The organism is Methanocaldococcus sp. FS406-22, assembly GCF_000025525.1.
In the GTDB taxonomy this organism is placed as follows: Archaea; AGJL01; Methanococci; order Methanococcales; family Methanocaldococcaceae; genus Methanocaldococcus.
Genome location: NC_013887.1, coordinates 1716554 through 1730408, shown reverse-complemented (window position 1 = coordinate 1730408; position 13855 = coordinate 1716554). Strand labels below are relative to the sequence as shown.

15 protein-coding genes are annotated in these 13855 nt (G+C 32.3%); 6 read left to right on the top strand and 9 right to left on the bottom strand.

What is annotated here, in order from left to right; genetic code table 11:
• The first annotated feature begins 5 nt into the window (after positions 1 to 5).
• From rpl12p to hisH, 3 genes are all read left to right on the top strand, one after another.
• On the top strand, positions 6 to 314 hold the full coding sequence (gene rpl12p / locus MFS40622_RS09020) for a 50S ribosomal protein P1 (RefSeq protein ID WP_012981366.1): 309 nt from the start codon (positions 6 to 8) through the stop codon (positions 312 to 314).
• Between the two features lie 157 nt (positions 315 to 471).
• The gene (locus MFS40622_RS09015) at positions 472 to 1014 is read left to right on the top strand and encodes a TATA-box-binding protein (RefSeq protein WP_012981365.1); all 543 of its coding nucleotides are present in this window, start codon (positions 472 to 474) and stop codon (positions 1012 to 1014) included.
• A 15-nt stretch (positions 1015 to 1029) separates the two neighbouring features.
• On the top strand, positions 1030 to 1620 hold the full coding sequence (hisH, locus tag MFS40622_RS09010; RefSeq protein WP_012981364.1) for an imidazole glycerol phosphate synthase subunit HisH: 591 nt from the start codon (positions 1030 to 1032) through the stop codon (positions 1618 to 1620).
• Here the strand turns inward: hisH and MFS40622_RS09005 are convergent, their stop codons facing one another.
• Positions 1621 to 2364 carry a DUF2334 domain-containing protein gene (locus MFS40622_RS09005; protein WP_012981363.1) on the bottom strand — a complete coding sequence of 248 codons (744 nt, stop codon included), beginning with the start codon at positions 2362 to 2364 and terminating at the stop codon, positions 1621 to 1623.
• Positions 2357 to 2947 (bottom strand): pyruvate kinase alpha/beta domain-containing protein, encoded by a 591-nt coding sequence (locus MFS40622_RS09000; RefSeq protein ID WP_012981362.1) that lies wholly within the window; start codon positions 2945 to 2947, stop codon positions 2357 to 2359. The genes MFS40622_RS09005 and MFS40622_RS09000 overlap by 8 nt, the downstream gene beginning before the upstream one ends.
• A gap of 124 nt (positions 2948 to 3071) precedes the next feature.
• Here MFS40622_RS09000 and MFS40622_RS08995 point away from each other — a divergent pair, with 124 nt between their 5' ends.
• On the top strand, positions 3072 to 4349 hold the full coding sequence (locus tag MFS40622_RS08995; protein ID WP_012981361.1) for an ATP-binding protein: 1278 nt from the start codon (positions 3072 to 3074) through the stop codon (positions 4347 to 4349).
• 17 nt (positions 4350 to 4366) lie between these two features.
• Here MFS40622_RS08995 and MFS40622_RS08990 read toward each other — a convergent pair whose 3' ends face one another.
• Both MFS40622_RS08990 and aroA read right to left on the bottom strand, forming a co-directional pair.
• The gene (locus tag MFS40622_RS08990; RefSeq protein WP_012981360.1) at positions 4367 to 5557 is read right to left on the bottom strand and encodes a homocitrate synthase family protein; all 1191 of its coding nucleotides are present in this window, start codon (positions 5555 to 5557) and stop codon (positions 4367 to 4369) included.
• Between the two features lie 176 nt (positions 5558 to 5733).
• Positions 5734 to 7017, bottom strand: a complete 1284-nt coding sequence (gene aroA, locus MFS40622_RS08985) for a 3-phosphoshikimate 1-carboxyvinyltransferase (protein ID WP_012981359.1) — start codon at positions 7015 to 7017, stop codon at positions 5734 to 5736.
• Between the two features lie 85 nt (positions 7018 to 7102).
• On the opposite strand from aroA, the gene MFS40622_RS08980 reads away from it, so the two are divergent.
• On the top strand, positions 7103 to 8734 hold the full coding sequence (locus MFS40622_RS08980) for a pentapeptide repeat-containing protein (protein WP_012981358.1): 1632 nt from the start codon (positions 7103 to 7105) through the stop codon (positions 8732 to 8734).
• On the opposite strand, the gene MFS40622_RS08975 is transcribed toward MFS40622_RS08980, so the two are convergent.
• The 5 genes from MFS40622_RS08975 to fwdF all read right to left on the bottom strand — a co-directional run bounded on the left by MFS40622_RS08975 (position 8735) and on the right by fwdF (position 13040).
• On the bottom strand, positions 8735 to 9790 hold the full coding sequence (locus tag MFS40622_RS08975; RefSeq protein ID WP_012981357.1) for an ATP-binding cassette domain-containing protein: 1056 nt from the start codon (positions 9788 to 9790) through the stop codon (positions 8735 to 8737).
• 5 nt (positions 9791 to 9795) lie between these two features.
• The gene (locus tag MFS40622_RS08970) at positions 9796 to 10578 is read right to left on the bottom strand and encodes an ABC transporter permease (RefSeq protein ID WP_048197529.1); all 783 of its coding nucleotides are present in this window, start codon (positions 10576 to 10578) and stop codon (positions 9796 to 9798) included.
• 5 nt (positions 10579 to 10583) lie between these two features.
• Positions 10584 to 11435 (bottom strand): molybdate ABC transporter substrate-binding protein, encoded by an 852-nt coding sequence (modA, locus tag MFS40622_RS08965; protein ID WP_012981355.1) that lies wholly within the window; start codon positions 11433 to 11435, stop codon positions 10584 to 10586.
• Between the two features lie 282 nt (positions 11436 to 11717).
• Complete coding sequence (locus MFS40622_RS08960; protein ID WP_012981354.1) at positions 11718 to 11960, bottom strand: ATP-binding protein; 243 nt, start codon at positions 11958 to 11960, stop codon at positions 11718 to 11720.
• Between the two features lie 12 nt (positions 11961 to 11972).
• The gene (gene fwdF, locus MFS40622_RS08955; protein WP_048197618.1) at positions 11973 to 13040 is read right to left on the bottom strand and encodes a tungsten-dependent formylmethanofuran dehydrogenase subunit FwdF; all 1068 of its coding nucleotides are present in this window, start codon (positions 13038 to 13040) and stop codon (positions 11973 to 11975) included.
• 241 nt (positions 13041 to 13281) lie between these two features.
• Here fwdF and MFS40622_RS08950 point away from each other — a divergent pair, with 241 nt between their 5' ends.
• Positions 13282 to 13854: an FmdE family protein gene (locus tag MFS40622_RS08950; RefSeq protein ID WP_012981352.1), complete on the top strand. Its 573-nt coding sequence runs from the start codon at positions 13282 to 13284 to the stop codon at positions 13852 to 13854.
• The last annotated feature ends 1 nt before the right edge of the window (position 13855 follow it).

Sequence of the window (13855 nt, the reverse complement as noted above, 5' to 3'; positions counted from 1 at the left end):
AGATTATGGAATACATATACGCAGCTTTATTATTGCACAGTGCAGGTAAAGAGATTACAGAAGACGCAATTAAAGCAGTTTTATCAGCTGCAGGTGTAGAAGTTGATGAGGCAAGAGTTAAAGCATTAGTTGCTGGATTGGAGGGAGTAGATATCGAAGAAGCTATCGCAAACGCTGCAATGCCTGTTGCAGCTGCTCCTGCTGCTGCAGCTCCAGCAGCTGCTGCTGAGGAGAAGAAAGAAGAAGAGAAAAAAGAAGAGAAGAAAGAAGAAGACACAGCTGCAGTTGCAGGATTGGCAGCTTTATTCGGATAAATTCTCTACTTTCTTTTTTTATTTTTGGACATTATATTTATTAAATTAAATATATAAATTTTATAGAGCATTTAAAAATATTTGTATATTATATAAAGTATTTATATATGGGGTTTTTATATAATACATAAGTTACCTACTAAAATATGGTGAAACTATGGAACCAGAAATTAAGATTGTTAATGTAGTAGTTTCAACAAAGATTGGAGACAACATTGATTTAGAAGAGGTTGCTATGATTTTAGAAAATGCTGAATATGAGCCAGAACAATTCCCAGGATTAGTTTGCAGATTATCAGTTCCTAAAGTAGCCTTATTAATATTTAGAAGTGGAAAAGTAAATTGTACTGGAGCTAAGAGCAAAGAAGAGGCAGAGATAGCCATTAAAAAAGTTATAAAAGAATTGAAAGAAGCAGGAATGGATGTCATTGAAAATCCAGATATTAAGATACAAAACATGGTTGCAACAGCTGATTTAGGCATTGAGCCAAACTTAGATGACATTGCATTGATGGTTGAAGGCACTGAATATGAGCCAGAACAATTCCCAGGGCTTGTTTATAGGTTAGATGACCCAAAGGTTGTTGTGTTAATCTTTGGTAGTGGTAAAGTTGTTATCACTGGTTTAAAGAGTGAGGAAGATGCTAAAAGAGCTTTAAAAAAGATTTTAGATACAATAAAAGAGGTTCAAGAACTCTAAATTTTAGGGATGAAAATGATTGGCATCATTGATTACAATGCAGGGAATTTGAGGAGCATTCAAAAGGCAGTAGAGCTTTATGATAAAGCAATAATAACCAGTGATAGTGAGGAGTTATTAGCTTGTGATAAGGTAATTCTACCAGGAGTGGGAAATTTTGGTAGTGCAATGGAGCATTTAGCCCCATTGAAAGAGACCATATATAAAATTGTTTCTGATGGGGTTCCTTTCTTAGGAATCTGCTTAGGGATGCAGATTTTGTTTGAAGAGAGTGAGGAAAAGATAGGAGTTAAAGGTTTAGGGATAATAAAAGGCAATGTAGTTAAGTTTAGAGATGTTGAGAAACTTCCACACATGGGCTGGAATAGCGTGAAGATAGTTAAAGACTGCCCATTATTTGAAGGGATAAAAGATAATAGTTACTTTTATTTTGTTCATTCATACCACGTAAATCCAACTGAGGATTGCATAGTTGGAAAAACTGAATATGGCAAAGAGTTTCCAAGTGTTATAAATAAAGATAATGTCTTTGCAACTCAATTTCATCCAGAAAAGAGTGGAAAAATTGGATTAAAGCTTATAGAGAACTTTGTTGAGTTGTTGTAATTAATTTTTCAATGTTTCGTTTAAGAAATAATCTAAGAACTCTAACCCACCACCATAATTAACTGCCTTAGGGTGAATTGAAAGAAAAAATTGCCTATTTTCTTTTATGCTTATTTTATAATCAGCTATTGCTATATTTTCAGCTATTTTTAATAATGATTTTGGAAGATACCATGTATATTCCCTGTTTGTGATGTCAATTTTAACTATCTTTCCATTTTTGTTTGTTATCATTTTATTCTCAAGGATTATTGTAATATTTCTTTCTAAAAACAGTTTTTCAGCATCTTTAGATATTTTGTATCTTGGTGGGATAAAATATCTGATATTTTTAGGATTAAATCCACATTCTTCCAAAATTTTAAATGATTTATTTAACTTTTCCTCTGCAACAGTTTTATTACAGTAGAACTCATCCCCTATATGGTTATAGGCATGAAACTCTATGTGATATCCTTCTTTCTCCAATTTATGAAGATATTTTACAAATTCAGGATAATTCTTTAAATTATACTTATTTGCATGATTAACAATTAAAAAAAGGTAAGTTCTATTTTGGTAGTGATGTTTATTTATAACCTTTACAATCTCTTTTAACTCCTTGAAATATATTGGAGAGACGTCATGAACCAATATTATTGGTTTATTTTGCTCATCATGATTACTATTACTGTTAATAAAAAGTGTGAAAGAAAATACAGCAAATACAAAAAATGAAAATAATAAATAATATTTTTTATTCATCCTCTTCATCTTTCTTCTTTTTAATTCTTGGCATGCATAAAATTTCTCTTGCCTCTATGTTGAAGAAGGTGTTCATATTAGCTGGCTTTATGACCATTGCAGTATCTGCCCCTCTTGAGGTCCCACCAATAGCTATAACCTCCTCTTTTGCTTTTATCAAACCAGCATCACATGCCATAATTGTTATCTCATAACAAACTTTAACTCCTTGCCCAAATGTTCTCAACGTCTCGGCTATAACTTGAACCGGCCCATATCCGCCCAATTTATTGGATATCCCTCTCTCAACTCCACTTAAGGCATGACTACCCCTAAATACCTTAGCCCCTCTTCTCTTTAACTCTTCCTCAACCTCTTTATCCATTGATATTATATCCTCTCCATGAAAGCCTTGGTGATAGGTAACGACAACAACATTTAGCTTTAATCCCTCTTCCTCTAACAAATCAAGCAGTTTCTTAGCAGTGTACCCAGTAGATGAGGCAACAACTATACTTTTTATATCTCCCTTTTTAGCTCTCTCCACAGCTATTTTTAATGTTTCATCTGTATTTTGGATTCCCGGATATTCAAAGAGTTTCATCGTATCCCTCTAAATTATGCAATTTTAGGTATATTTATGAAACTGCTTTATATATTTCTTTCTTTGCAAAGGTTTAAATACTTTGTCTAATATATTAGACAAAAAATTATTAAGAGTGTCAAGTATGATAGACAAAAAGATATTATTTGAGGAGGTTGTATTAGACAACTTAGACAGAGTAAAAAAAGCCAAGGTTATTGATAGGGATAAAGAGATAAAACTCCTCCCTAATAAAATAAAGGTAATTTATGGTGTAAGGAGGGGAGGAAAGACATATTTTTTATTTCAAATTATAAATAAGCATTTTAAGGATGACTTCATCTATATAAATTTTGAGGATGAGAGATTAATAAACATAAATGCCAACGAATTAAATGAACTCCTAAAGATTGCATTATCTATAAAAAATTCCAAAAACCTATTTTTTGATGAGATTCAAGGTGTTGATAACTGGGATAAGTTTGTTAGAAGGTTAAATGATAGTGGTTTCAACATCTTTATAACTGGTTCATCCTCTAAATTATTATCAAAGGAAATTGCCACATCTCTAAGAGGGAGAAGTTTAAAAACAGAAGTATTACCATTAAACTTTAAGGAATTTTTAAAATTTAAGAATTTTGAGATTAAAAAAGGATATTCAACTATAGAAAAGGCAGAGTTGTTGAAATATCTAAATGAATTTATCAAATTTGGTGGTTTTCCAGAAATAGCTTTGGTAGATGATGAAGAAATTAAAAAAGACATTCTTAAAGAGTATTTAGATAGCATATTCTATAGAGATGTTGTTGAAAGGCATAATATTAGAAATATAAAGGAAATTAAGGTTTTAAGAAATGTTTTAATAAATTTGTTTGCTAATGAGGTTTCTATAAAAAAGATTACCAATTTACTAAAAGAATTCAACACAAAAATAAGTAGAGAATGCATTTATAATTACTTAGAATATTTTGGTGATGCCTATCTGATATTTTTATTAAACAACTTCTCATATAAAACAAAAACTGTCTCTAACTCAAAACTCTATGTTATTGACGGAATGTGGAATTTTTCCTTAAGTTTTAGCAAAAACAAAGGAAGAATCTTAGAGAATATTGTATTTTTAGAGTTAAGGAAAAAGGGCTTTGTTGAGAATGAGAATCTATTTTATGTCAAAGGAAAAAACTATGAGGTTGATTTTTTAATATTTGATAAAAATAAGGAGTTAATCCAAGTGTGTTATGAGTTAAATGAGATTAATAAAGATAGGGAGATTAAAGCCTTTGAAAAAGCCATTAAGGATTTAAATCTTAAAGATGTCAAACTAAAAATCATTACCTATAACGATGAAGGATTAGAAAAGCTAAACATTGATAATAAAGAGTATTTAATAGAGGTAATTCCATTCTGGAAATGGAGTTTATAGTTTTTTGCAAAAAACTATTATTTTCTCTTTCTTAAAACCTCTTCAACAATCTCCTTAAATACCTCATCAGTTATGAACTTTCCTTCCTCCCTAATCTCTTTAACCTTTTTAACTATCTCACATAACATATCTCTATCGTAATCAATGCCCATGAGCTTTAGCTTATAGGCAACAGCCCTACATCCGGAATGCTTTCCTAATATAATGTTCCTCCTAAGCCCTATCTTCTCTGGAAGGAATGGTTCATAGGTTAATGGGTTTTCTATGACAGCATCAACATGAATTCCACTCTCATGAGCAAAGACAAGCTCTCCAACTATCGGCTTATTTCTTGGCATTTTTATTCCAGAAAACTCCTCAACCATTCTACACAACTCTGGCAGAACCTCCAAATTTAAGCCTAAATCAACATCATACAATACAGTTAAAGCCATAATTAGCTCCTCTAATGCGGCATTTCCAGCCCTCTCTCCAATACCATTAACTGTTGTTGAAACTGCCTTAGCTCCACCAATTAAACCATATATTGAGTTTATAACTGCAAATCCAAAGTCGTTGTGGCAATGAACTCCTATGTGAGCTTTTTTTAAGTTCTCTTTTAATGTTCTGCATATAAACTCCATGCTCTGTGGTGTTGCACATCCAGTTGTGTCTGCTATATGAACCCTATCTGCTCCAGCCTCTTCAGCGGCTTTATGCACTTTAATCAAATCCTCTATTGGTGTTCTTGTCGCATCCTCTGCAGAGAAAGCTACAAACAGCCCATGTTCTTTTGCATACTCAACTGCCTCAACTCCCATCTCTAAGATTTCATCTAAGCTTTTGTTGTTGAATTTATATTTTAAGTGGAGAGGAGAGGTTGCTATAAAGGTAATAATCCCATCTACATCGCACTCTATTGCCTTATCAATGTCTTTCTTTAAAGCTCTGCACAAAGCTAATATATCGGCATTAAGTCCTTCGTTGGCTATAGTTTTAACAATATCTGCCTCTCTTTCAGAGACTATAGGAAATCCAGCTTCAATCTGCTTTAAGCCGAGTTCATCCAACTTCCTTGCTATCTCTAATTTTTGTTCTTTAGTGAAGCAAACTCCGGGAGTTTGTTCTCCGTCTCTTAAGGTTGTGTCATATATATAAATGTCTTTTAAGTCCAATTTTGGATTATAAGGACAAACTGCCTTCCAACTATTCTCAAATAAGAAATCCATAAACATCACCAGCATATAGTTTTTTGCAAAAATGTCTTGGATGAATAAGGCACATAATGAACGCCTTTCTTTGGAAGGCGTTCAAACTTTCCTTTTTAATTTTAATAACTTTTTCAAAAAACTATAAATTTACATGAGTAGAATTTTATGCCATCTTTATAAAAATTTTATTATTTTTATCCAACCACTATATTAGCCCCTAAGCTCTTCATAACATCAACAAAGTTTGGGAAGGATATTTTAACTGCCTCCTCTCCTTCAATAATTGTCTCTCCCTCTGCCTTTAAACCAGCTATGGTAAATGCCATAACCAATCTATGGTCGTGATAGGTATTTAGCTTAGCCCCTTTTAGCTTTTTAACTCCTCTTATAATTAAACCATCTGGTTTCTCTTCAATATCTGCTCCCATCTTTTTTAGTTCTACAGCACAGGCTCTTAATCTGTCGCACTCCTTTAATCTAACATGCTCTCCATTGTAAATCTCTGTTTTTCCCTCTGCAAAGCATCCTAAAACTGCAATTGTTGGAACTAAATCTGGAATGTCTTTAACATCAACATCTATGCCCTCTAAGCTGTATTCTCCTTCAATAATAACTCTATCTTTTTTAACTTTAACATCTGCTCCCATTTCTTTGACGATGTTAATTATAGCCTTATCTCCTTGCTTTGAATTGGCAAATAGGTTTTCAATGGTTATATTTGAATTTATTAAAACTCCAGCAGCTATTAAGTAGGATGCTGAAGAATAATCTCCTTCAACAATATAATCTATTGGTTTATACTTCTGATTTCCATAAACTAAAAATCCATTGTCTGTTTTATCAATTTTTATGCCAAAGTTGTTTAAAATATCTAATGTTATATCAATATATGGCTTTGACTTTAGTGGAGAGGTTAAGATGATTTCAGTATCTTCCTTATTAAATGGGAGAAGCATCATCAAAGAGGTTATAAATTGAGAGCTAATATCTCCTCTAATCTTTACAACATTCCCATCAATTTTTCCACTTTTAACTATTATTGGAGCTGTTCCATCTAATTTTGATGAAAATGCCTCTATATTTAGCTGTTTTAGAGCATCTAATAAAGGTTGCATTGGTCTCTTCCTTATTGACTCATCCCCAGTTAAGATTGCATAGCCCTTTGGTATCTGTGAGGCAATAGATGTTAGAATCCTTAGAGTTGTTCCACTATTTCCAATATCTATAATGTTATCTGGTGTTTTTAGCTCTCCTCCTTTAACAACCCACTCATCTTTTTCTTTATCTAAAGTTATATCAGCTCCAAGCATTTTACATCCATGAACTGATGATAAACAGTCAGCTCCCCAGAGTGGATTTATGATTCTGCTTATTCCCTCTGCTAATGATGCTCCAATAACTGCTCTATGCGTATAAGACTTTGAAGGAGGAGCTTTAACAATCCCTTCCAATCTATCTGTTTTTTTAACAATTAGCAAGGTATATCACCACTAATAAATCTTTTAATTAGCAAAGTATAATTTAATTTGTGATATATTAATGTTGTTATAATTGGTGGGCTTTATGGGAAAGAGAGTTATAAGTAGTGAGGAGTTTATTGATAGGTTTGTTGAGTGTTTAGAGAAGGGGAAGGATTTTGAATTAACAGATTGTATTATTAAGGGGATAATTAGCATTAAAGATATTTATGAGAGGATTAAAGACAATAAGAAGTTAAAAAAGTTAATTAGTGAAGATGAGAAAGACGAAAACATACTAAAATGGATAATAAAAAGCATAACTGTAAATATAAACATATATATTTATAATGTTGAATTTAATAATGACTTTAAGATATATGACGAGAGATTTATTTTCGAAACAGGTAAAGCAGAAAGATTACAAATGGTATTTAATGGAAATGTCGATTTTATTAAGTCGGAGTTTAATAGAGAAACTAATTTTAAAAACTCAATATTTAATAAAAAGGTAAGCTATTTTGAATGCACTTTCAAACGTGCAGATTTTAGTAATGTTTTGTTTAACGGATATGTTAGTTTTTATAACTCAGAATTTCATAGAGATGTTAATTTTATGCAAACAAAATTTTTTGGATATGTTAATTTTCATGCCACAAAATTTAATGAATTCGTTGGTTTTATATTTTCAGAATTTAATGGAGCAATTTATTTTTTACAATCAGAATTCAATAGAGTTACATTTTGTTCAATATTTGTAGGAGAAATTAAATTTATATATTCAAAATTTAGAGAATTTGCAGATTTTACTGATTCAGAATTTAATGGAGAGGTCAATTTTTCAAATATAACTGCCAATAAGATATATTTCCATAATTCAACTTTTAAATTTCGTGCAGATTTTAGAGATATCCGGTTTAATCTAATATCATTTGTTGACAGCACATTTGAAGATTTAGCATTATTTAGAAAAGGCATTAAGTTTGAAAAGTATGAAAAGTATGGGATTAACCTAAAGAAACCAAACAAACAATGGACACACACAATAATTAATATGATTAAAGATAAATGCTTAGCAATATTCCTTAACACTCAATTTCTAAATAAACACACAAAGATAGAAAACTTTCCATTATCAAAAACATCATTTTTAAAAACAGATGTTAGAGAAGTGATGATACTATGCGACATCAAAAAAGAAGAAATTTTAAGTCACAAACTTTTAAAACTAAAAGAAAATGCTGAAGGAATATATAAAGAAGCTTATGAAATCCTAAAAAATCATTTAGATTATAAATCAATTCTCGCAGAATACAGAAACCTAAGAATATCCATTGAAAATAACAGAACCTACATTGAAGCATCTAACCTATACACAATGGAAATGGAGCTAATAAAAGAGTTTTCAGATAGCAGATTTGAAAGATTTATTATAAGAGCCTACAAAGAAATATCTGACTATGGAGAATCAATAGAAAAGACTGGAAAATGGATATTTTATAGCATAATAGTATTTACCATTTTAGCATCAATGTTAAGATTTAAAGAAATGGAATGGGATATTATAGAGATAATAAAATTTTGGTTTGTCTCATTTTTAGAGGTAATAAGATTATTTTTACAAATAGGCACTGATGATAAATCACTATGGATATTAGAGCCAATTGTAAGGGTTACATCTCTAATCTTATTAGGTAACCTCTATATAGCTGTTAGAAGAAAATTGAGCAGGAAATAATCAGCTAATAATCCTCACATTTGTAGCTTTTATTACTGCATAAACAACATCTCCCTCTTTTATATTTAAGCTATACAATGCATTTGGTGTTAAAATACACCTCAACCTTATATCATCAACACTTAGAGCTAAATAAACCAAGTTCCCCATTCTTTTAATCCTATCAACTTTGCATCTGAATTCATTCCTTGCAGATGTTTCTATTGGATGCTTTGAAATAACTATATCCTCTGGTCTTATAGATAATCTAACTACTCCATCTCCATCATCAACACTCAACAACTCCAAACTTCCAACCTTTATTTTTGTTAAGCCATCCTCTTTATCAATAACCTCTCCCTCTAACACATTAGTTCCGACAAACTCAGCAACAAAGTTTATAGAAGGCTTGTAAAATATCTCATTAACCTCTCCCTCTTGTAAAATCCTACCATTTTTCATAACAGCTACTCTATTTGCCAAACTCCAAACATCATCAAAATCATGAGTTACATGCAAGACAGTTGTTTCATACTCCTTTATTGCCTTTTTAACTAACTTTCTTAAGTTTTCTTTTGTTTTTACATCTAAGGCACTGAATGGCTCATCCATCAATAAAAGTTTTGGCTTAACTACTAAAGCTCTTGCTAAAGCCACTCTTTGCTGTTCTCCTCCACTTAAAGTGTCTGGCTTTCTATGCAATAAATGGGATATATTTAAAACCTCAGTAATTTGAGTTATCTCCTCCCTAATCTTATCCTTATCTTTAATCTTCTTCTTTAAGCCGTAGGCAATGTTATCAAAAACTGTTTTGTGAGGGAAGAGGACATAATCCTGATAAACTATACTCATGTTTCTCTTTTCTGGTGGTAAGTCAGTTATATCCTCTCCCTCAAGATAAATTCTCCCCTTCTCTGGTTTATAGAAACCAGCAATTGTCTCTAATAATATGGACTTCCCACTCCCAGTAGGGCCTATAATGGTCAAATAATCTCCTTTTTTTACCTTTAAATTAACATCAACAAGTTTAAACTCTCCTAAATCTATGCTTAAATCCTCTATCTCTAAGAAATCCATTATTTTCACCTTTTATTACCCTCGAACTTCTCAAATACCAATATAGCTATAAATGAAATCACTATAAGCAGTATTCCACTTGTTATAGCCATTCCAAGATTTCCGTAGGATATATTAAGATACAAGGTAATTGGCAAAATCTCTGTATTCATATAAGAACCTCCAGCAAGGATTAACACAGCTCCAAATGCTCCCATACATCTTGCAAATGTGATAATTGTAGAGGCAAACAACCCATTCTTTGCCAATGGTAGGGATACATTAAAGAATGTCTCTAACTCTCCATAACCCAAAGACCTTGAAACAAGCTCATATCTTGGATTTATCTCCTCAAATGTTGAGTATATAACCCTAACAGCATAAGGTAGAGCTGTGAAGAACTGGGCAACAACAATCCCAAGTTTTGTAAAAACAATTTTTATTCCAAAGCTCTCCAATGATTTACCTATAAATGACTGTCCAAACAACAAAAGTAGGGCTAAACCCAAAACCAACTCTGGAAATGCCATTGGTAAATCAAGGATTGATTTTACAATACTCTTCCCCGGAAATGAATGCCTTGATAACGCATAGCCAATAGGTATTGATAACAGCATAACAAGGAATGTGGAGATTGATGACGTTAAGATAGACAACTTTAAAGAATATATCATCTCCTCTGTTTTTAATGCACTCAAAATCTCTGAAGGATTTGGGACTAAAAACAACGATGCTATTGCTAAAAACAACAAAAACGTAAATAAAAATGATAAAAAGATGCAAAAAGATTTAAAACTAACTCTCATCATCTCACCTATTTACATGGTATAAAGCCCCACTTCTTCCAAATCTCCTTTGCCTCATCACTTGAGATATAGTCGTTAAATGCCTTGGCAACCTCTAAGTTGTTGTCTTTTTTAGCGTAGATAGTTACTGCAGTTGGGATTGTCTTTATAATGTTTTTATCTTTTGGAATCTCAACAACCTCAATCTTTCCTTTACTCTCTGCCCAAGTAACCATATCTCCCCAGATAATTGCCGCATCTGCTTGATTTGTTGCTATGTAGATGAGGAGTTGGTTGACTGTTGGAGTCTCAACAACAATATTCTTGCTAACATTTTCCCATAGATGATTTTTCTCTAAAATCTTCTTTGCCACTTTTCCAATTGCACATGCCTTTGGGTCTCCTATAACAACTCTAACTCCCGGCTTTGCCAAATCCTCTAAGCCTTTAATGTTCTTAGGATTTCCTTTTGGAACTGCAATAACTGGGATGTGGTAGGTTATGTTTTTGACTGTATCGTTTAATATAAGTCCCTTCTTCATTGCATCGGCAGTATATTTATAAGCTCCAGGAATAAAGACATCTCCTCCAGTTGTTGTTAAAATACCAAACAATTCAGCACTTCCTCCATAATGAACCTCTACCTTTGCCCCAGTTTTGTTTTCAAAGTTTTGTATAAGCTCATTCATAGGCTTCATTAGCCCAGCTCCACATAAAACAGTTATTGTCTTTCCTTCATAGGGTTTTTTAGTGCTTACATTTTTATTTTCATTTAAACATCCACACAAAGCTCCAAAAATAAGTATTATGGAAATAAAGGAAATTAAAATAATTTTAGATTTTCCTAAAATTCTATTTTTCACATTATCACCTCCAACCATAGCATTAATTAAAAATAGTTATATTTATCCTTTATGTTAATTAAGATAGATGAACAAAGTTGCAAATATGTTGTTGGAGTTAATAGTTTTTAATTAAACTCCAATAACATGCTTTTTGAGCATTTTTAAACAATCCAAAAAAGACAGTGTTTTAAATTAAATAAAAGAGAAATCAATAATTTTGATGTCAATAAAATCATAGGCTCTTTCAATTATATCCTAAATATCACCTACTAAAAGACTAAAAAAAGAACTGTAAAATTTAAAAAAGATTTATTTATTTTAATTTTTCACTATAGTTAATTCTATAGCATTTACTGGACACACCTCTATGCAAGCTCCACATCCACCACATAATTCTTGATTAACTACCTTAACAAGACCTTCCTCAACAATCATAACAACTTTATCTGTTTCTGGGCCCTTACCTCCCCAAACACTTGGGTCTTTTGCATTTACTGGGCAAGAAACAACGCAATTCCCACAACCATGACATCTCTCTGGATAAACAACCAACTTATACATCTAACCACCTCATTACTCAGCTGCTAAGTTTTCAAATGCCTTTTTCCAAGCTATTGGTTTTGTTTTTGTTATGCTAACCTCTCTTCTAACAACTTTTATGGCATTAACTGGACATGCTTTAGCACAAGCTCCGCATAACACACACAAATTCTGATTAACAATAATTCTTGGGACTTTCTCTCCCTTTTTCTCTGATTTTGGGAATTCTAAGGCATTACACGGACAGATAGCAACGCAAGCCTCACATCCGTTGCATGCGTCTAAATCAATAATAACCTCTCCTTTGAATGGCTTCTCAACTTCAATAGCTCCAGCCGGACAGATATAAGCACACCATCCACAAGCAACGCATAGCTCTTCATTAACGGTAACTTTCCCTTTAATGTCATCATACAACTTAGCTGTTGGAATCTTCTTTATGAATGGGCATTTGTAACAGATAACTTCAATTGCATCGTGTGGACAGACGAATTCACAAACTTTACAGAATACACATGCATCTTTATCAACTTCAATATCGGTTATTGGTTTTGGATTTGTTGGTGTTGGATAGTTGTATTTTAAGTTTATAGCATCTGCTGGACAGTATTCAGCACAGATTCCACAGAGAACACATTTTTCTTTGTTTATGTTTATCTCTCCAATAACAAACTTCTTTCTTTCTGGTAAGTCCCTCTCAACTTCTATAGCCCCTTGAGGACAAACCATTTCACACTGCTCACATAAAACGCATTTGTCTTGATAGATTTTGATACTCTTTCTCTTAATCTTTGGATATCTTTCATCCTCTTTTATTGACTTTCCGTTAATTTTTAAATCCATAGCATCAAATGGGCAAGATGCAGCACACAATCCACATAAAACGCACTTATTTTCATCAATATCCAATTTTGGAGCATCAACAATCCCCTTGGCTATTGCCCCTAAAGGCCCCATAGTAATAGCTTTTGTTGGGCAGATGTCATAGCAGATACCGCAACCAACACATAGGTAATCATTCCACATTAATTCTCTTTTTTCAACACCATCCCTTAAAATTGTGATAACACCATTATAAGCCTCTTTTATCTGCTGCAAGATACCACCCCTCAAGGAAACACTAATAATTAAAACATTTATATCTTTATATGTTTTTTGTTTCAGTTACTAATTATTTGATTGTAAATACTATCACAAATAAATATTTTTTGTCTTAATCATAAGTCGTAACTTATATATATAAAATATCCAATCATATAATCTTTGAACGTTACTAAAGTATGTAAATTATGTAATCACAAATAATTACGTAACTGATTTTAATGAACATGGTGGTTTTTGCATGGACATCATAGACTCCATAGTTAGCAAACTCAACAGCATCAAAAAAGAAGATGTAGAGAGAGTTATAGAATTTCATGGCTGTTTAAGCCCTGGAGTTTTAATTGGAATTTTTATGTTTGATTTGGCTAAAAGAATCCTCAACATTGATGAAAATGATAGAATCTACGTTACTTGTGAAACCTATAACTGCATTCCTGATGCATTTCAAATCCTTGGAAGATGCACAACTGGAAATAAGAGGCTAAAGGTTATTGACACTGGAAAGATGGCAGTTACTGTAAATAAATGGGGTAGAGAAGGAGAAATCATCAAAGGAGTTAGGATCATCCTTGATTATATAAAAACTGCCAAATATCCAAAGCTTCATGCCTGGTATCTGAATATTGAGAAAGTTCCTCACGATGAGGTTATCTTAGACATCATTAATGCTGGAGATGCCGTCTATTCTTACGAATTCGTTGATATTCTTGTTCCAACTAAGCAAAAAAAGACAATAAAGCTTTGCAAGATTTGCAAAGAGCCATTCATTCAAAAAGATAATGAAACCATCTGCCTCTCATGCCAAAACTGAT

Coding starts and splice junctions, on each gene's coding strand:
- rpl12p (WP_012981366.1), top strand. CDS start 6: ATGGAATACATATACGCAGCTTTATTATTGCACAGTGCAGGTAAAGAG.
- MFS40622_RS09015 (WP_012981365.1), top strand. CDS start 472: ATGGAACCAGAAATTAAGATTGTTAATGTAGTAGTTTCAACAAAGATT.
- hisH (WP_012981364.1), top strand. CDS start 1,030: ATGATTGGCATCATTGATTACAATGCAGGGAATTTGAGGAGCATTCAA.
- MFS40622_RS09005 (WP_012981363.1), bottom strand. CDS start 2,364: ATGAATAAAAAATATTATTTATTATTTTCATTTTTTGTATTTGCTGTA.
- MFS40622_RS09000 (WP_012981362.1), bottom strand. CDS start 2,947: ATGAAACTCTTTGAATATCCGGGAATCCAAAATACAGATGAAACATTA.
- MFS40622_RS08995 (WP_012981361.1), top strand. CDS start 3,072: ATGATAGACAAAAAGATATTATTTGAGGAGGTTGTATTAGACAACTTA.
- MFS40622_RS08990 (WP_012981360.1), bottom strand. CDS start 5,557: ATGGATTTCTTATTTGAGAATAGTTGGAAGGCAGTTTGTCCTTATAAT.
- MFS40622_RS08980 (WP_012981358.1), top strand. CDS start 7,103: ATGGGAAAGAGAGTTATAAGTAGTGAGGAGTTTATTGATAGGTTTGTT.
- MFS40622_RS08975 (WP_012981357.1), bottom strand. CDS start 9,790: ATGGATTTCTTAGAGATAGAGGATTTAAGCATAGATTTAGGAGAGTTT.
- MFS40622_RS08970 (WP_048197529.1), bottom strand. CDS start 10,578: ATGATGAGAGTTAGTTTTAAATCTTTTTGCATCTTTTTATCATTTTTA.
- modA (WP_012981355.1), bottom strand. CDS start 11,435: ATGGTTGGAGGTGATAATGTGAAAAATAGAATTTTAGGAAAATCTAAA.
- MFS40622_RS08960 (WP_012981354.1), bottom strand. CDS start 11,960: ATGTATAAGTTGGTTGTTTATCCAGAGAGATGTCATGGTTGTGGGAAT.
- MFS40622_RS08950 (WP_012981352.1), top strand. CDS start 13,282: ATGGACATCATAGACTCCATAGTTAGCAAACTCAACAGCATCAAAAAA.